The sequence below is a fragment of the Paenibacillus favisporus genome, from assembly GCF_040545415.1.
GTDB classification, from domain to species: domain Bacteria; phylum Bacillota; class Bacilli; order Paenibacillales; family Paenibacillaceae; genus Paenibacillus_AQ; species Paenibacillus_AQ favisporus.
The window spans coordinates 671,418-689,474 of record NZ_JBEPLV010000001.1; the positions used below are offsets into that span (position 1 = coordinate 671,418).

Here is an 18,057-nt window from a genome sequence, read left to right on the forward strand (position 1 = left end):
AGGCATGGCCACCAAATGTGTAATTCGTGACGTAAGCAAGCACGTGGGTGAAACCGTCACGATTGGCAGCTGGATCAACAACAAGCGTTCCAGCGGTAAAATTCAATTTTTGCAGCTGCGCGACGGCACCGGATACATCCAGGGCGTCGTCGTCAAGAGCGAAGTCACGGATAAAGTGTGGGAGGACGCGAAAAGCTTGACGCAGGAGAGCTCCCTGTATGTCACAGGCGTCGTGCGCGAGGAACCGCGCAGTCCGTCCGGCTATGAGATGACCGTCACGGATGTAGAAATCATTCATCTGACGGAGAACTACCCGATTACGCCGAAAGAGCATGGCGTCGACTTCTTGATGGATCACCGCCACCTGTGGCTCAGATCGTCCAAGCAGCGGGCGATCCTGGTGATCCGCGCTGAAATTATCCGCGCTGTGCAGGAGTTCTTCGACCAGAACGGCTTCACCCTGGTGGACCCGCCGATCTTGACGCCGACGTCGGCCGAAGGGACCACGAACCTGTTCCATACGAAATACTTCGAGGAGGACGCCTATCTCACGCAGAGCGGTCAGCTGTACATGGAAGCCGCGGCGATGGCCCTCGGTAAGGTGTATTCGTTCGGACCGACTTTCCGTGCTGAGAAGTCCAAAACCCGGCGCCATTTGATCGAGTTCTGGATGATCGAGCCGGAAATGGCATTTACGGATCACGAAGAGAGCCTCCGTGTGCAGGAGCAGTTTATTACGCATGTGGTGCAGTCCGTCGTCAAAAACTGCCGGGCAGAGCTGGAAGCGGTAGGACGCGATGTCTCCAAGCTGGAGAACATCCAGGCGCCGTTCCCGCGCATCACGTACGATGAAGCGATCGAATTTTTGCATGGACAAGGCTTCGATATCCCTTGGGGCGAGGATTTTGGCGCTCCGCATGAAACAGCGATTGCCGAAAATTACGACAAGCCGGTGTTCATTACGCACTATCCGGTCGGCATCAAGGCGTTCTATATGAAGCCGGATCCGAACCGTCCGGACGTCGTGCTGTGTGCTGACATGATCGCTCCGGAAGGATATGGCGAAATTATCGGCGGCTCGCAGCGGATCGACGATCCGCAGCTGCTGGAGGAACGCTTCAAGGAGCATGAGCTGTCCACGGACGCCTACCAATGGTACTTGGACCTGCGTAAATACGGAACCGTGCCGCATTCCGGATTTGGTCTTGGATTGGAACGGACGGTAGCCTGGATTTGCGGTCTGGATCATGTGCGCGAGACGATCCCGTTCCCGCGGACGCTGTACCGCTTGTACCCATAATGCCGGAAGAGGTGGAGCTCATGGATAATGCAGGTTGGAAGACATGGGCCGAGGGAGCATCATCCGGACTCGGGGCAGGCATGGCGGTCATTCCGTATGTGCTGCTTCGCCATTACCGCAAGCTGAAGCTGACGGATAGCGAAGCGATGCTGCTCGTTCACCTGATTGCGTTCAAGCAGGTCGAGCAGAAGGACTTTCCGACGATGGAGGAGCTGGAGGAGGTTACGGGATCCGGCGCCCAGTCGATTGCGGAGTCGCTGCAGAAGCTGATGAGGGCAGGGTTCATCGCCATCGATGAGGAGCTGGACGAGCTGCGCGGCATTCAATATGAACGGTACAACTTGTCCGGTCTGTATCATCAGCTGAGCCTGTGCCTGGCGAGCGAGGAGAAGCAGCGTACCCAGGCAGCAAACAGACGGACGAAGAAGGCGGCCAAGCCGGAGACGGACAGCAGCAATATGTTTACCGTTTTCGAAAAGGAATTCGGCCGTCCTCTCTCACCGATGGAATGCGAAACGATTTCGGGTTGGATGGACCAGGACCGTTACCCTGAGGAGCTCATCCGCATGGCGCTGAAGGAGGCGGTCTTTGCCGGCAAGGTCCATTTTCGGTACATAGACCGGATCCTGCTGGAATGGAGCCGCAACCGGGTGCGTAGTGCCGAGGACGCCAGAGCCTACACGCAGAAGTTCCGCGGCGGCGGCAGAGCCTGACATCAGAGAGTTCAAAGCGTGCCTTTCCGGTTAAACGGAAGGGTACGCTTTTTTAGCGTCTGAACAGAACGATTAGGCCGCGTGTTTGAATCAGGTAAGGACAGCTGCTGCTTGGAAGCGGTTTGGTTTCCGCCTGAATGTGCGCCGATTCGATGGACGTTTCGCTATAAAAAAGGCCGATCGGCGGGCGGCGGGAACATGATCGGCAGGCAGGAGTATGGTACAATATTTCATAGTGTTCAAGAAGCTGGGCTGTAAGCTTTTTTTACGTAAAAGGAGGATATCCATGAAGAACATACTGATCCTTGGCGGTACCCGTTTTTTCGGCAAACGGCTTGTTGAGCGGCTGCTGGAGGATGGGCATGAAGTCACCATCGCGACAAGAGGAAACACACCGGATCCCTTTGGCGACAGGGTAGAGCGGCTGGTGCTGGATCGCGAGAATAAGGAATCTCTGGCCCAGGCCGTGGCAGACGGCAGGGTGTGGGAGGTCGTATACGACAACATCTGCTACTCCCCTCAAGCGGCCCAGGATGCCTGTGACGTATTTCAGGGAAAAGTCAAAAGATACATACTTACCTCGTCCCTGTCGGTGTACGATCCTTCTTCGCACCGTAATCAGGAGAAGGACGTCAACCCGTACATTTATCCGATCACGATGGGAGGCAAGGATGATTTCTCCTATGCGGAAGGCAAGCGGCTCGCCGAGGCTGTCTTTTTCCAAAAGGCCGACTTCCCGGTATGCGCCGTCCGCTTCCCGATCGTGCTGGGGGAGGATGATTACACGGAGCGGCTTGAATTCCATATCCGGCGCGTCCAAAGCGGTACGCCGATCGGCATGCCGAATCTGAGCGCCAAGCTGTCGTTGATCGATTCTGAAGAGGCCGCCTCTTTCCTGAGCTGGCTGAGAACCCAGCGCGTGGAAGGGCCGATCAATGCCTGCTCGCAGGGGGATGTCAAACTATCGGACATCATTGGCTGGATCGAGAAGGAAACGGGACGCAAAGCCATCATCCAGCGGGAGTCGGCGAAAGAAAATGCTTCTCCTTTTGGCGTACCGGAGTCCTGGACGATGGATACCTCCAAGGCGGAACGGCTGGGATATTCGTTTAAGCCGATCCGCTTGTGGGTACCGGCTTTGATCAAGCAGCTATCGCAGCAGGAGATTGTTTAGAAAATCATTTGCGGCGCTTCAGCTGGCCTGGGGAAGCCATGCACGGATTCATTCAACCGGTAATTTAGGGCAGCCTCTTCCTTCGGGGAGGGGCTGTTTTTCTTTTGGATGATATTGGCACGAATTTTTTTTGAAAAACATGCAGGGTTACCCCGGAGGACTGGCGTCTATAGATACGGGAAGGAGGAGAGAGTTATTGACGAGGAAGCATTGATCGAGCAAATTCGTGATGGCGACCAAAGCGCGTTCCGCACGCTCGTGGAGCGTTACGGACAGCATGTGTTCCATACAGCCTACTCGGTGCTGAAAGATGCCAAGGAAGCCGAGGACGCGGCCCAGGAAGCCTTTATACAAGTGTATAAATCTCTCTCCGAATACCGGTCCCAAGGATTCAAGACGTGGTTGACCCGCATTGCTTTACATAAAGCCATCGATGCTAAAAGAAAGCTGGGAAGACGCAGGGAAGACCAGCTTGCGGATGCAGAGCAGCTGAACCAGTGGCCATCCGGTGAAGCGGATCTGCTGGCCCAGCTGGTCAAGAAGGAGAAAAAAGAGACGCTGGAACGGAGGTTACATCGCCTGCCGCAGCAGCACCGCGAAATTTTGATTCATTTTTATATTCAGGAAAAAAATTACGAGCAGATCGCCAAGGAGCAGGGAATTGCCGTCAAAACGGTGGAATCCCGGCTGTACCGGGCGAGAAGCTGGGTCCGCACCCATTGGAAGGAGGAGGAGTGGAAATGAGTCACAAAGGACGCTCCCAGCCGGTAACGCAGGACTGGGTGGAGTACATTCAGGGGGCTTGCTCCCCGGAAAAAGCGGATTCGCTGGAGTCGCTGCTGCTGGAGGACGATTCGGCCCTGGCGGCATACATGCAGGTCATGAATGATCTGGGGCCGAAGCTGCCCGGTCTCGAATATGAGCAGCGGTTCATCGACAACGTCATGGATGCTCTTCCTTCCGATGACAAGGATGCGGAGCGCGGAGCAAACGAAAATTGGCGCCGGCGGTGGTACGAGCATCGCATGTTCCATTACGCCGTGGCGGCCTGCATTACGCTCGTATTCCTGTCGACCGGATGGTTCGACAAGCTGGGCCCGGAAACGCTGCAAAAGACGGGGATCGGCGGTCAGCCGACGTATGGTGAAAAGCTCGTTCATGTGACGACAGGCTGGCTGGACCGGCTGAAGCCATAAAAAGAGGGAACAGATGACCATTCAGAACCAAGGAAAGGAACGATGACTTTGTATCCACAACGCAGTAAGATGGCTGCTTTTATTCTCAATTTCATCCCGGGCCTCGGCCACTATTACATGGGACGGAAGCTGAGAGGGGTTATATACCCTATGCTGTTTTTTGGAGGCATTTTGTTTGGAGTAATGGTGTCGATCGCACTGGGTGAAGGCGGCATGTTTTTTGCTTTTACCCTTCTGTGTGCGGCTATCTTATGGGGGATCTGCATGCTGGACCTGATCGTGTATCTGGTGCGCTTGCCTGCTCCGCAACCCGGGTATCCGCCGCAGCCTTATCCTCCGCATTGGGAACCGGGGGCCGGTCCTTATCCGGGAGGATATAGCGGGCAGGGGCAGCCTGGGTTTCCGGGGAATGGACCCGAATTTGCCCAGGAAGGAATGTATGCGCAGCAGCCGTACCCTCCTTATCCGCAGCCCAGCCCGGAGAACGAGCGCTTCTTTACGATTTTGCTCTCCTTTATTCCAGGGCTTGGACATCTTCATATGGGATTGATGCAGCGGGGCCTGTCGTTCCTGATCGCCTTTTTTGGGCTGGGGACCGTCATGTTCTTCCTGACCGGCCTGACCAGCCATGCGTTCTTTATGCTGTTCCTCGGCATCCTGCCGATCATCTGGCTGTACTGCATGTTTGACGCCGTGCAGCTGATCCACCGCAAGCAGGCCGGCGAACGGGTTGAGGACCGCACCCTGTTCGACGAGATGGAGGCCGGCAGGGCGGAAGGACGCCGCAGCAAAGTGCTCGCCACGCTGCTGTCTGCTTTTCCGGGAGCCGGACATATGTATCTGGGCCTGCAAAAAAGAGGGCTGCAGCTGATGGTGATTTTCCTGGGGAGCGTCTACATTTTGGATTTGCTGCGTCTGTCCCTGTTCATGTTTCTTATTCCGCTCATCTGGTTTTACGCCTTCTTCGACGGGCTGCAGCAGACGAGCCGATACGGGCGGGAGCCCCTCATCGACCGGCCTGTCATTGAAGGTATCAAGCTGCACCAGAAGTGGCTTGGCATTGGCCTAATGGTACTCGGCGTGTATTATATCGCCACGAGCCTGATCATTCCCGAGCTTGAAGCGCGGTTTCCCGAGTTCCATATCGATTACCGGATTTCGCATTACTTGAAAACGGCCATCGTTGCCCTGCTGCTGATCGGCGTAGGCATCCGGCTGTTGACCGGGCCCAAACCGAGCGGCCGGGAGAGAAGCCACGGGGATTTTTAATCGGATATTCACGCTAAGATACTGTTCAGCCCTTCATGCAGCCTGACTTGAGTCAGGCTGTTTTTTTATGGGGATTAAAGAGGATAAGTATGGTGACATTGGGGCCTTACGAGCAAATGACTTATAGCGGTAACCAATGGAGCACGATATCGATTGCTTTCCTGTTTCAAGAAATGTTATGATAGCCCATGCTCTAGCATGACTTCGGGTCGGAATCGGGTATGAAGGTTTTTATCATGGAAGTCCGCAGCTTGCCCAGGACATAACCGAGAAGGAGGTATTATCTTACCTATGAACCAGTGGGATGCCGATATTCACATCACGGACGCTTTGGTCTGCGAGCTGATCGAAAGCCAGTTCCCGGATCTGGCCGGATTTCGGATCAGGCAGATTGGGGAAGGCTGGGACAACGCCGTTTATAGGGTGGGAGACCGCTATACGTTCCGTTTTCCAAGAAGAAGTTTCGCCGTAGAACTTCTGCGCACAGAAGGGAGGCTGCTGCCGCTCCTTCGCGATTACATTACGCTTCCCTATCCCAAACCGGTGTTCTACGGACAGGAAAGCGAAGCATATCCATTTCCGTTTCTGGGTTACACCTATATTCCCGGAACGTTTCCCGTTGGATTGACCGATGAACAGCGAAGTTTATCGGCGGCTTCCTTAGGAAGCTTTCTGCGTAAACTTCATTCGTTTCCGGTGGGGACGGCAAGGGAAGCGTGGGCTTCGGAAGACCACCGGAACCTGACGGACGTAACTTCACGCAAGATGAAAATGGTAGACATCCTGTCCAGCCTGAAGCCTCATCTGCCAAAGGAGGAGCATGATGCTATCCAGAAATATTTGAACCACCGTGTTACCGTGGACCGGATTATCCCGCAGGAAGTAATGCTCCATGGCGATCTGCACTTTAAAAATATGCTGGCAGACGAGCGTGGACAAATCAGCGGCGTGATCGACTGGGGAGATCTGAATGTCGGCCATCCGGGCTGCGATCTCAATATCGCTTACAGCTTTTTGGGGCCGGCAGAGAGGCAGCTGTTCTTCGAACAGTATGGCGAAGTGGATGAGGAAACCAGGCTGCTGGCCAGGCTGATCGGCGTGTTTATTCCGATGCTCCTTTTGGCTCAGGCGGTTCAAATCCAGGATACCGTTGTGGCGGAAGAAGCGCGGGCCAGTATTCGCCGGGCTTTGTCCGGTGATTGAAACGGCTGATAATGATCCGCGGGGAGCGTATGGTCGTGGTCCAACGGGAACGGACGATCTTTTTTGAAAAGCGCCACCGAACCAGTAAAGCATGACGGTGCCAGCTCCCCGAATGCCAAGGCAGTAAACATGGCTTAATCGCTGGGGATTTTGGTTAGCTCAAACCGGCTGCCCCATCTTTGGGTAGTGGCGATGAGGGTACGGTCTCCTTTCGTGAAAAAATAGCCGCTCCCATCATGCTCCTTATAGTCCCACCCCTGCTTCTCCAGCATGGAAATGATGCGCTCACCATTCTGCTGTGAATTGAGCCGGCTGATATACCAAGTATTTTTTTCATCTGACAACAGGACTGCAGGCTTATCGCCGGACTGCATGCCCTGATTCCATGCCGTCTTTTTGTCGATCCCTTGTAGTGGAAAAGCCGGATATAGAAGATGGGTCTGAAGCATTAGCCACAGTATAACGGATAGCAGAACCAAGGCTCCCGACGCGCCGATATACCATTTTTTCAACACTATATATTTCCCCTTTGTTTATAAGATGAAGTTCACAGTGCTAAAATTTTCTTTTATCCCATTATAGCCCGGATGTTCGATGTCTTGACAGGCCTACATAAAGGAATCAGGCGTTACTTCCCTCTCACTTAAAGCGTTTTATATAAAGAAAATAACGTAAGCATCTTTTGAAGGGGGCGCTCGATTGAAAAGTATAATGACTGCTTTCCTGCTGGTTGTGTTCATCTTAGCGGGCTGCAGCCAAGAGAAAGATACGTTCAGCTCCCCGCTGTATCAAGGCCGAAGCTTGATTGTCGGAGTGTGGTGATGCTACGATTTCTTACGAGGATTGGCCTGACATGGGGCCCGGTTTCTTCGTACTTGGATATGATGGAGGGACAGGGCATCAATTTGGCACAGGTTTGTACAATGACACCAAAAACGAGACGAATGTCAAAAGCGCTTACTCCGATATCTTCAGGCAGATCGAAACCGGGCTATAGATGGTTATATCGTATTGAATAAGGAGGAACATGTCCTGAAAATCATCGGTTACTCGCTGTTAGTGCTTCTACTGTTACTTACCGGATGTGCTTCCGTCCCCCAATCTTACAGCATGCCTGAGTATAAGGGCAGAGGCTTAACGATCGGAGTGGTTGGAGGGGCGCCATCCGTAAGGGAGAACAACGTTACCTTTGTAACCTTAAAAGAAGCAGATCTGGAGAAAGGTGCCGCGAATTTAACCCGTTATGATGCCGTGTTTATCATGAAGAAGCATGTGTCTCATTTTGAAGCTCTCATGGAAAATAATGAACTGAACTTAGAGGACGGCGTTCCGATCTTTTTTTTACAAACTTCGAATTTAGCGGATCCTCTCTTGAGCGGCGAGGGCTTGCTCCGGAAGAATACTTCCGAATCCAATGAATTTGCGTTAGGTTATGTGAAGAAGGGAGACCAGAATAAAACATTTTCCTTGGTCTTGGATGAACAAAACGACCCTTTCTTAAACCTGGAGAATGCCTATACCATCCTTTTCAAAACAATCGAATCGGGTATTTAACCGGACAAAAAAATCCTTACTCCGACGCCGGCAGATCCGGTTTGGAATAAGGATTTTTTGCTCTTTTCATCATGAGCAGCAGGACTGCTTCCGCCGCTGATTAACGACGGCCATCCAGCGTAAGCGGGGCGGCGCTGTTCTGAAGAAGCATACTGCGGTACAAATATTCAAAAATGAATTCAAACGCCTCCAGATGCTTTTTCGCTTCAAACGCGTTTTTGCCCCAGGCATAAATGCCGTGGTTGCGCAGCAGGATTCCCGGTACGGCCGGGTTCAGCGCGCCTTCCACGAGTTCGGCAATGCGGGGAATATCCGCATAGTTCGGAAGCACAGGGATGGAAATTGGCGCATTCTCCTCCCAAATGTTGAACGCTTTGATCAACTCGATGCCCTGAGCCGGCACGGCTCCGGCTTCCCCGAACCATTCGCTGATCAGGTTGTTAAAGATCGTATGCACATGGAACACGGCGCCGCAGCCGGTGAGACGGTATATTTCGCAGTGGATTTGCGTCTCCGCGCTGGGCTTCAGCGAGGTCGTTTCCACCGCCCGGCCGCTCTTGTCCACGAACAAAAAGTCTTCCGGCGTCGTCAGCGACTTGTCTTTTCCGCTCGCCGTAATGGCGAAATAAAAGGCCTCCGGGTCAAATTCGCCCACCCGCATCGAAAGATTGCCGCTGGTTCCCGGAAACCAGTTCTTCGCGGCAAACTGCTGTTTGATCAGGCTCAACTCCCCGAGAACCTGCTGCTTATGCTCCAGGCTAATGCCGGCAAAGGTCATGTCTACAGCACTCCTTGTCGTTGTTTCTTCTTCATGTCCTCGATAATGTCAAAAAAGGTTTCAAAAGGAACATGCTTCACGCCAAGCTCCGCGCATTTGTCCGTCAGGATGGAGCGGGAGTAGACGAGGTCGGCGATTTTGGCGCCTTCGAAGTCGGTCAGGCTGTCGCCGATCAGAATCCGCTCGTATTCGTCTTCCGGAAACCGGCGCATGACCGTCGTTTTACACATCCCGCAGCCGTTATGGCAGGGATCCTGGCAAGGGTGCGGCCAGAGGATCTCGATCCGCTCTCCGCTGAAATCGGCGCTGTTGCAAAAAATATGGTCGGACGGAATCCCGAACGGCTCGAGGAGCGGATCGATAAAAAAGTCCATGCCGCCGCTTGTCACGTAAAAGTCGATATTTTCCTCTTTAGCATAGTCCAGAAATTCACGAAAGCCGTCGCGAATGCCTGCCCGGCCCAAGACGTAGCTGACAATTTCGTCCTTCATCGAAGAAGGAAGCAGGGCGAACATGGCGCCGACGCCTTCGCGCAGGGTGATCTTCTGGCTGACCGTATCTTCCATGATCGGCTTGTACCCCGCCGGGTCAAAATGCTTCATGATCGCCACGATGTTATCCGACAGCGTGATCGTGCCGTCAAAATCGCAAAAGATTACGCGTTTCTTGGCTGTCATCGTTCGCCTCCCCAGGCGTCCAGGGCGGCCTTCAGCTCAGGATGGCCGTCTTCGGCATACTGGGCGAGCGGAATGGACTGCTGCGCCGCAGCAATCGCCTGCACAAACGCCCGTCCACCGGCCTCCGTACCCATCGGATGGCCGTGAATGCCGCCGCCGGCGTTCACGACCACGTCGGTTCCGAAATCCCGCAGGATGAGCGGCACGAGTCCGGGGTGAATTCCCGCCGAAGGCACCGGCATGCTGGCCTTCATGGGCAGTTCCCGGCTGATCAGCTCGTCACGGATCGCCATGTTTTCCGCCTTAGGCATCGTCACGGATCCGTAAGGGGAAGGGAAGAGCACCAGATCCGCGCCGGCGAGCCGCATAAGCTGGCCGAGCAGCACCGAGGCAGAGATACCATAATGCGGCGACGGGTAGAAGGCTCCCGCGAGGGCCGGATGCGCGGCGATCGGAACGTTGATCTCCGGATCGCTGCTCAGTTCATGCAGCACGTCGTAGCCGTAGGACAAGACGTTGAACAGCAGCGCGTTCGCGCCGGCGCCGATTGCCTTCTTCGCCTGGCTCTTCAAGCTGGACGTCGGTCCGGTCAAATTGGCCGCATACAGCAGCTTCTTGCCTGTTTCCTTCTGTGCCGCTTCCGCCGCCTTCAGGCATACTTCCACGCGCTTTTCGATCGGCGTCAGTTCGTTCTCGAACAGGATCTCGTCGTCTTTAATCAGGTCGACTCCCCCAAGGGCTTGTCTCAGAAACTGCTCGCGCAGCTCGTCCGCATTTAAGCCGATGACTGACTTGAAAATGCTCATCAGAAGCGGCCGGTCATGGACGCCTAGAATGTCCCGAATGCCGGCGATGCCGAATTTGGGGCCGGGGAAACCCTGCATGAATTGATCTGAAAAGCCGAGGCGGTTCAGCTTGATTTTGCCGTCCATCGAGATTTTGCCGAAAACGGTGACGAGCAGGGCCGGAATGTCGCGGCTGAAGTTGATGTCCGGGTAAGCGATGGTGACGTCGGCGTACCGCTCGCCGGGAGCGGCTCCTTCCGGCTCATGAACGTCCACCTGGAGCACTTCGCCAAGATGCTTCTGCATCGATTCCCGCTTCGCTTGGGGAAGCTCGGTCCAGCTGCCGACGGTCATGCCGACAGCGATCGATTCGGCCTTTTTACGAAAGTCGGCCTTGTCGTCATACAGCCGATACGTGGCTGTGCAGCGGCTCATGAAATTCCCTCCTTCAGCGCGGCCCCCATTTCCCGGGAGCGTTCCGCGCAGCGGTTCACGGCGGCGATCACCGTTTCGAAGAAATCGCCTTTGTCAAGCGTCTCCAGTGCCGCCTGGGTGGAGCCGTTCGGCGACGTCACCTTCGCCCGGAGGGCGGCAGGCTCCTCGCCGGTCTGCTGCACCATCCGTGCGGCGCCGAGAACCGTCTGCACCGTAAGTTCCTTGCACTGCTGCGGCGTCAGGCCGCCGCGGATGCCGGCAGCCATCATCGCTTCCATCATGTAATAGATATAAGCGGGGCCGCTGCCGGAGATGCCGGTCAGAATTTCCAGCTTCTCTTCGTCCACGACCGTTACCGTACCTACGGCCTGGAACAGCGTCATGACCGTCTGGCGGTCCTGGTCGTTGATTTCCTTGGAGAAGGAGACGCCGGTTGCGCCGAGGCCGATGGAGCTGGAGGTGTTTGGCATCGTGCGGGCGACGGGCTGCTTGCGTCCGAGCAGATCCTGGATCGTGCGGATGGTGAGCCCTGCGATGACGGATACGATCAGCGTGTTATCGGAGAGCAGCGGACCGAGTTTGCGCAGCACGTTAGCCGCATCCTTCGGTTTGATAGCGAGCACGATAATCGGAGATTCACGCAAAATTTCCGTGGTTTCTGCCGGATCATTGTTCGTTTTGACATTGTAGCGGTGCTTGAGCTCTTCGAGCCGTCCCGAGTTGGAGCGGTTCAGCATGGTCAGGCTTCCGGCATTGACGACCGATCTTCCGATCAATCCTCTGACGATGGCTTCCGCCATCGCTCCTGCACCGTAAAAGGTAATGGGCTGGGCAATCATGGCCTGTTGTTGACTCATTATAATTCCTCCTTGCGCGGTAAGCCGGTATTGTAGAGCTCCGGTATTACCCGCGAATTTGTCCATTTCCATGGATGATGTATTTCGTGGAAGTCAGAGCCGGCAGGCCCATCGGGCCGCGGGCGTGCAGCTTTTGCGTGCTGATGCCGATCTCTGCGCCAAATCCGAACTCGAAGCCGTCCGTAAAGCGGGTGGATGCGTTATGGTATACGGCGGCAGCGTCCACTTCCTGAAGGAAACGTTCGGCATGGCGCTGATCGGCGGTAACGATGCATTCGGAATGCTTGGTACCGTAAGCAGCAATGTGCTGCATGGCCTCATCTATCGATTCTACAATTTTTACGTTCAAAATGTAATCATTGTACTCCGTTGCATAATCTTCTTCTGTGACCGGGAGAGCCCAGTCGACGATTCTGCGGGTTTCTTCATCCCCGCGCAGCTCGACGCCGGCTTCCTTGAACGTTCCGGCCAGTGCCAAGAGATGTTGCTTGGCATACGCCTGGTGCACGATCAGCGTCTCCATCGAATTGCAGACCGACGGACGCTGTACCTTGGCATTGATCGAAATCTCCTCGGCCATCACGGGATCGGCCGTCTCATCCAGATACGTATGGCAGATGCCGGCGCCCGTTTCGATGACCGGCACGGTGGCGTTTTCCACTACGGTGCGGATGAGCGAGCTGCCGCCGCGTGGAATGACGACGTCGAGCAGGCCGTTCAGCTTCAGCATCTCGTCAACCGAGGAACGGTTCGGATCCTCGATCAGCTGCAGCGCCTCCGGCGGAATGGCGGTAGTGGCGAGGGCGCCATGGAGCACCTCGACGATTTTGCGGTTGGAGGAGAGGGCTGAGGAACCGCCCCGCAGCACGACGGCATTGCCTGTCTTCAGGCACAGGCCGGCAGCGTCGACGGTCACGTTCGGGCGCGCTTCGTAAATGATGCCGATAACGCCAAGCGGTACACGGTATTTGCGGATGCGGAGCCCGTTTGGCCGTTCGATATTCTCCAGCTCGTCGCCGACCGGATCGGGGAGCTCGACGATTTGCTCGAGCCCTGCGGCGATGGCGTCGATCCGCTGCGGATTAAGCGCCAGGCGGTCGAGGAGCGAGGATGAAGTTCCCTGCTGGCGGCCGCGCTCAAGGTCCTCGACGTTGGCCGCGATAATTTCATCCTGCTTCTGACGCAGCGCCTCAGCCATGCGAAGCAGCGCCTGATTTTTCTCGGCGGTGCTCAGCCGGTTTAATACGGCGGCAGCAGCGCCGGCGCGTTCTGCTTTTGATCTTACTTCACTCATATCATAAATGCCTCCTTGTCCTTATTATGTGAGTAACCTATTTTAAGGTAATCCACTCATCCCTATGAATCACTTCGAGCCGGTGAACGGTATCCAGCGTCCGGATCACTTCAGCACTGCCCAAGCCCTGAATCCGCCTGAGCTGCTCATCGTCATAATTGACGATGCCGCGGCCGCAGACCGTCCCTTCCAGGTTCAGCACCTCGACGACGTCGCCGGCATGAAACTGGCCTTCGACCTGCTTCACGCCAACGGGGAGGAGGCTGTGGCCGCCATGAACGAGCGCTTCCTCCGCTCCCCGGTCCACGTAGAGAGTGCCGAGCGGTGTGGACATGAATCCGAGCCACTGCTTCTTCATCGGCAGCGAGTGCAGCTCGGTGTCGAAGTAGGTTCCTTTGCCGCGGCCTTCCATGGCGCTGCGAAGATCGCCGTTCTCGGTCACGCGGCCCACGAAGACCGGCACGCCGCCGCGGGTGGCGATTTTGGCTGCATCCACTTTGGAACGCATGCCGCCCGTACCGACGGAAGAACCGGCACCGCCGGCAATGGAGTAGATCTCCTCGGTAATTTCCCCGACATGGTCAAACCGGATCGCATTCGGATTATTCCGCGGATCGGCCGTATAGAGACCGTCCGTATCGGTCAGGATCAGCAGGTGCTGGGCTTTGACCAGATTGGCGACGAGCGCCGACAGCGTGTCGTTGTCGCCGAATTTCAGCTCATCAACCGAAACGGTATCGTTCTCGTTGAATATGGGGACCGCCCCCTGCTTCAGCAGTTCCTCGACGGTCATGCTGGCATTGTTCATGCGCTTGCGGCTGCAAAAGTCGGTGCGGGTTAGCAGGATTTGCGCGGCGGTGATGCCGTGCGAGGCGAATGCTTCCTGGTACGCCTGCATAAGCAGCGCCTGGCCGACGGAGGCCGCGGCCTGCTTTTCGTGCAGAAGCTTGGGCCGGAAGCTGTAGCCGATCGCCCGGAAACCGGCGGCGACGGCTCCGGAGGTGACAAGCAGCACTTCGCATCCGGCTTTGATGAGTGCTGCAATTTCGTCCGCAAAGAAGGCGACCGCATCGCGGTTCAGTCCGCCTTCAACGCTAGTGAGCGAGCTGCTGCCGATTTTGACGACGACTCGAGATGGCATAGGATATCACGTTCCTTTTCTAATATAAGACTGCTCTGTTTTCCTCATAAAAACATCCTGGTACAACAAAAAAACTTTCGTCCTTTGGAGTAAAGGACGAAAGTTTATACTTCCGCGGTACCACCTTTATTGATGATTGGATCATCCGGCTTTGGGCCCTGTAACAGAAGGCACTGTCCTGCACACAGGCAGGCCGCTCAGGGGTAGGTTTCGGAAGGGCTCGCGGTAAATTCTTTCAGCCGGTGGAATTTACTCTCTGGGCGCGAGTGGCCGTTCTTACTGGTCCCGTCAACGCGTTTCATTATGATTCTATATATGCTTCCTTTGGTTCTTCCGCTTTATTTTCACCTAGAATACCACGAAGCGGCGGTCTTTGCAAAAGGTTATACGAACAGATTCAGCCGTCCGATCCGCTCGGCAGCTTCCTGCAGCCTCTCCTCGGAGGTCAGCAGCCCGACCCGGACGTAGCCTTCGCCATGCCGGCCGAAACCGATGCCGGGAGCAACCGCCACCTTGGCATCTTTCAGCAGGAGGTCGGCAAACGACTCCGACGTAAAGCCGTTGGGCACCGGCAGCCAGCTGAAGAAGGAACCGCCCGGCTTCTCCGCCGTCCAGCCGATGCGGCCGAGACCGTCGAAAAAGGCGTTGCGCCGCGATTCATACCGCTGCACGAGCTCCTGTACGCATTCCTGGGAGGAGGTGAGCGCCGCAGCGGCCGCGGCTTGGATGCCGCCGAACAGGCTGACGTAGATATGATCCTGCAGGTTGTTGATGAGCGAAATCACGTCCCTGTTGCCCAGCGCAAATCCGACGCGCCAGCCAGCCATGTTGTACGTTTTGGACAGGGTGTAAAATTCGATGCCGACTTCCTTGGCGCCCGGTGCCTGCAGGAAGCTGACGGGGCGCTCGCCGTCAAAGCCGATGGCGCCGTAAGCGAAGTCGCTTGCGACGACGATGCCGTTCTCTCTGGCGAAGCGGACCGTGTCCTCATAGAAGCTTAGCGGGGCGACGGCCGATGTCGGATTGTTCGGATAATTCAGGAACATCAGCTTGGCGCGTGCCCGGTCCGCCGGGCTGATCCGGCCGTAATCCGGCAGGAAGGCGTTGTCCGCCAGCAGCGGCATAAACGACATTTCGGCTTTGGCCAGCGCTACGCCGGACCAGTAATCGGGGTATCCCGGATCCGGAACGAGGCACAGATCACCGGGATTGAGCAAAATCTGCGGGAGCTGCACCAGGCCCGTTTTGCCGCCGAACAAAATGGCAACCTCTTTCTCAGGGTCAAGCTCCACGCCATAATCCTCGAGATAGCGCTTTGCGATCGCTTCCTTTAAAAAGGCAAAGCCGGTAAACGGCGAATATTTATGATAGAGCGGGTTGGCTGCCGCCTCCTGCAGCGCGGACACGATGTGTCCCGGCGTCGGTGTATCGGGATTGCCTTGCCCCAGATTGATGACGTCATGCCCAGCGGCGATTTCCCGGTTCACCTTCTGCACGAGGGTAGCGAAAAACTGGGTCGGCAGCTGGGTCATCACTTCGGCGGGTACGATGGGAAAAGCGGATGTCGGACGTGCGTTGTCCTCTGATGAATGCATATCAAATCACTCCGGTCTGGACTCGAGAATAATATGTTTAAATCTATCACGATTTATCCGGGCTGTATAGAGGGAAATGACTGCTTGCACGCGGAATGGGCAGCGACTATGATGGTATACAAATGAGATTTGCGGATCAAGCCGTTCGCGCCATGATCCAGGGGAGGAACCAATCATGCCTTTAACTGAACGCGCGGTGCTGCGAGCCGCTTTAATACAGGCCGATATTCAAATCGGCCAGCCGGAGGCGAACCGCCTCCATATGGAAGTCCTGCTGGAACGGGCGGTTTCTGCCGAGCCGAAGCCGAACCTGCTGGTGCTGCCCGAAATGTGGAATACCGGTTACGCGCTGGAGCAGATCCAGGAGCTCGCGGATCCGGATGGCAGGGAGAGCCGGGAATGGTTATCGGCTTTTGCCAAGCGGCACGGGGTGACGATCGTTGGCGGCTCCATCGCGGAGAAGAAGGACGGCGGCATCTACAACACGATGTACGTTTTTAACGAGGAAGGTGACACAACGGCCCAATATTCCAAGATTCACCTGTTCCGGCTGATGGACGAGGAGAAGCATCTTGAGGCTGGCGATGAAATCGTGAACTTTGCATTGCGTGAGGGCTTTCAGGCCGGCGCTTCGATCTGCTACGACATCCGTTTTCCGGAGCTGGCCCGCACCCAGGCGTTGAACGGCGTAAAGGTGCTGATCGTGCCCGCCGAATGGCCGCATCCGCGCCTGCACCACTGGCGCACGCTGCTGATGGCCCGGGCGATCGAGAACCAGATGTATGTCATCGCCTGCAACCGCGTCGGGGTGAGCGGAAGCACCGAGTTTTTCGGCCATTCGCTCATCATCGACCCCTGGGGCGAGATTGTGGCTGAGGGCGGCGAGGGCGAAGAGATCGTGACCGGTGAACTGGATCTTGGGCTGGTCGATGAAGTGAGGGGCCGGATTCCGGTGTTCGAGGACCGCCGCCCCGATATTTACCGTAAACCGTAATCTCAAACCTCAATCTTCAAACCGGTAACCGCACATGGAAAAAGGTCCGGGCTCTCCGCCCGGGCCTTTGCACGTTTTTTAGACCAGATCATTCAGCGTTTCCTTGAACGTTTCGATAAAAGCCTCCGCCGCTTTGGACAAATACCGTCCGCGCCGGTATGCGACCACAAGCGTACGGCTCGGCACCGGCTCGGCAAGGGGAAGGTATACCGGCACGAATTCGCTTCGCGGCGCCCGCGCGATAAACCGCGGTACCAGCGTGATGCCCATGCCCGTGGCGACGAGTGACTGGATCGTCTCCATGTTGTTGCTCTCAAAGACGACCTTGGGCTCGAAACCGGCCTGCTGGCACAGGTCAAAGGTTATTTTGCGGAAGCCCTGTCCTTTTTTGAGCACGATAAACGATTCCCCGCTCAGCTCATCGATCCGGACCGGAACCGGCTTCCCGGCTTTGGCTCTGGCAGCGAGCGGATGCGATTCCGGTACGGCGAGGTCAATCTTTTCTTCGCCGATCACCTCGTATGTCAGCGAAGGCTCCTGCAGCGGCAGGGAGAGCAGGCTGAGGTCCGACTTGCCTCCCGCCGTAAGCTTCTCCAGGTTCATGGAGGAGTCCTCCAGCAGAGTGATTTCGATGTCAGGGTACTGGCGTCTGAATGTGGGAAGCACATGCGGAAGCAAGTGCGCGCCTGTAATCGGCATGCTGCCGATGACCACCTTGCCGCTCTTCAGCTGGGAGATATCAGCCATTTCCTGGCGCAGCAGCTCCACGGCGTCCATAATTTTTTGGGCCTGCTCCATGAAGGAAGCCCCGGCATGCGTCAGTTCCACTGTGCTTGTATTGCGCTGAAACAGCAGCACCCCGAGCTCTTTCTCCAGCTTGGACAGCTGTTGGCTCAAGGAGGGCTGGGCGATGTGCAGCTTCTCGGCGGCTCGGGAGAAATTTCGCTCTTGGGCGATTTGGAGTGCGTATTGCAGCTGTCTAAGTTCCATGAGACACCTTCCTTTGCTTTCTATAAAGTAGCGGATAAAACACGCTTTTCTTGATAGTTAAATCCTATTACTTTTATAGATATTATATCTTGGATCAATTAA

General features: G+C 55.8%; 19 protein-coding genes. 10 read left to right on the forward strand and 9 right to left on the reverse strand.

From position 1 onward, the window contains the following. The first annotated feature begins 4 nt into the window (after positions 1–4). The 7 genes from asnS (at position 5) to ABID47_RS03320 (ending at position 6,855) form a co-directional block, all read left to right on the forward strand. Positions 5–1,300 carry an asparagine--tRNA ligase gene (gene asnS / locus ABID47_RS03290; RefSeq protein ID WP_212967864.1) on the forward strand — a complete coding sequence of 432 codons (1,296 nt, stop codon included), beginning with the start codon at positions 5–7 and terminating at the stop codon, positions 1,298–1,300. A 20-nt stretch (positions 1,301–1,320) separates the two neighbouring features. Then, positions 1,321–2,013 (forward strand): DnaD domain-containing protein, encoded by a 693-nt coding sequence (locus ABID47_RS03295; protein ID WP_076170893.1) that lies wholly within the window; start codon positions 1,321–1,323, stop codon positions 2,011–2,013. A gap of 286 nt (positions 2,014–2,299) precedes the next feature. After that, positions 2,300–3,187: an NAD-dependent epimerase/dehydratase family protein gene (locus tag ABID47_RS03300; RefSeq protein WP_354494901.1), complete on the forward strand. Its 888-nt coding sequence runs from the start codon at positions 2,300–2,302 to the stop codon at positions 3,185–3,187. 210 nt (positions 3,188–3,397) lie between these two features. Beyond that, on the forward strand, positions 3,398–3,931 hold the full coding sequence (locus tag ABID47_RS03305; RefSeq protein ID WP_240913289.1) for an RNA polymerase sigma factor: 534 nt from the start codon (positions 3,398–3,400) through the stop codon (positions 3,929–3,931). Then, on the forward strand, positions 3,928–4,383 hold the full coding sequence (locus ABID47_RS03310; protein ID WP_354494902.1) for a hypothetical protein: 456 nt from the start codon (positions 3,928–3,930) through the stop codon (positions 4,381–4,383). The genes ABID47_RS03305 and ABID47_RS03310 overlap by 4 nt, the downstream gene beginning before the upstream one ends. 42 nt (positions 4,384–4,425) lie before the next feature. Beyond that, the gene (locus tag ABID47_RS03315; RefSeq protein WP_354494903.1) at positions 4,426–5,652 is read left to right on the forward strand and encodes a hypothetical protein; all 1,227 of its coding nucleotides are present in this window, start codon (positions 4,426–4,428) and stop codon (positions 5,650–5,652) included. A 291-nt stretch (positions 5,653–5,943) separates the two neighbouring features. Further along, positions 5,944–6,855 carry a phosphotransferase gene (locus ABID47_RS03320; RefSeq protein ID WP_435530583.1) on the forward strand — a complete coding sequence of 304 codons (912 nt, stop codon included), beginning with the start codon at positions 5,944–5,946 and terminating at the stop codon, positions 6,853–6,855. Positions 6,856–6,989: 134 nt separating this feature from the next. On the opposite strand, the gene ABID47_RS03325 is transcribed toward ABID47_RS03320, so the two are convergent. Beyond that, a complete protein-coding gene (locus ABID47_RS03325; protein WP_354494904.1) occupies positions 6,990–7,370 on the reverse strand; it encodes a hypothetical protein in 381 nt (126 codons plus the stop codon). Positions 7,371–7,554: 184 nt separating this feature from the next. On the opposite strand from ABID47_RS03325, the gene ABID47_RS03330 reads away from it, so the two are divergent. Then, entirely contained in the window at positions 7,555–7,677 is a 123-nt protein-coding gene (locus ABID47_RS03330) for a hypothetical protein (RefSeq protein ID WP_354494905.1), read from the forward strand. A gap of 189 nt (positions 7,678–7,866) precedes the next feature. Further along, a complete protein-coding gene (locus tag ABID47_RS03335; protein WP_354494906.1) occupies positions 7,867–8,409 on the forward strand; it encodes a hypothetical protein in 543 nt (180 codons plus the stop codon). 100 nt (positions 8,410–8,509) lie between these two features. On the opposite strand, the gene mtnB is transcribed toward ABID47_RS03335, so the two are convergent. The 7 genes from mtnB to ABID47_RS03370 form a co-directional block, all read right to left on the reverse strand. Then, the gene (gene mtnB, locus ABID47_RS03340) at positions 8,510–9,187 is read right to left on the reverse strand and encodes a methylthioribulose 1-phosphate dehydratase (RefSeq protein ID WP_354494907.1); all 678 of its coding nucleotides are present in this window, start codon (positions 9,185–9,187) and stop codon (positions 8,510–8,512) included. Positions 9,188–9,189: 2 nt separating this feature from the next. Next, a complete protein-coding gene (locus ABID47_RS03345) occupies positions 9,190–9,864 on the reverse strand; it encodes a 2-hydroxy-3-keto-5-methylthiopentenyl-1-phosphate phosphatase (protein ID WP_251676965.1) in 675 nt (224 codons plus the stop codon). Continuing rightward, positions 9,861–11,084, reverse strand: a complete 1,224-nt coding sequence (locus ABID47_RS03350; protein WP_354494908.1) for a 2,3-diketo-5-methylthiopentyl-1-phosphate enolase — start codon at positions 11,082–11,084, stop codon at positions 9,861–9,863. Before ABID47_RS03350 ends, ABID47_RS03345 begins: the two co-directional genes overlap by 4 nt. Further along, the gene (proC, locus tag ABID47_RS03355) at positions 11,081–11,941 is read right to left on the reverse strand and encodes a pyrroline-5-carboxylate reductase (protein WP_234489343.1); all 861 of its coding nucleotides are present in this window, start codon (positions 11,939–11,941) and stop codon (positions 11,081–11,083) included. The genes ABID47_RS03350 and proC overlap by 4 nt, the downstream gene beginning before the upstream one ends. Positions 11,942–11,987: 46 nt before the next feature. Further along, entirely contained in the window at positions 11,988–13,235 is a 1,248-nt protein-coding gene (locus ABID47_RS03360) for a glutamate-5-semialdehyde dehydrogenase (protein WP_116229739.1), read from the reverse strand. Between the two features lie 37 nt (positions 13,236–13,272). Next, the gene (gene proB / locus ABID47_RS03365; RefSeq protein ID WP_116229740.1) at positions 13,273–14,376 is read right to left on the reverse strand and encodes a glutamate 5-kinase; all 1,104 of its coding nucleotides are present in this window, start codon (positions 14,374–14,376) and stop codon (positions 13,273–13,275) included. A 383-nt stretch (positions 14,377–14,759) separates the two neighbouring features. Next, positions 14,760–15,971: a pyridoxal phosphate-dependent aminotransferase gene (locus ABID47_RS03370; protein ID WP_354494909.1), complete on the reverse strand. Its 1,212-nt coding sequence runs from the start codon at positions 15,969–15,971 to the stop codon at positions 14,760–14,762. Positions 15,972–16,146: 175 nt separating this feature from the next. Between ABID47_RS03370 and ABID47_RS03375 the strand changes: the two genes are divergently transcribed. Then, entirely contained in the window at positions 16,147–16,965 is an 819-nt protein-coding gene (locus ABID47_RS03375) for a carbon-nitrogen family hydrolase (protein ID WP_354494910.1), read from the forward strand. Positions 16,966–17,043: 78 nt separating this feature from the next. Here ABID47_RS03375 and ABID47_RS03380 read toward each other — a convergent pair whose 3' ends face one another. Next, positions 17,044–17,955 carry a LysR family transcriptional regulator gene (locus ABID47_RS03380; protein WP_116229743.1) on the reverse strand — a complete coding sequence of 304 codons (912 nt, stop codon included), beginning with the start codon at positions 17,953–17,955 and terminating at the stop codon, positions 17,044–17,046. Positions 17,956–18,057 lie beyond the last annotated feature (102 nt).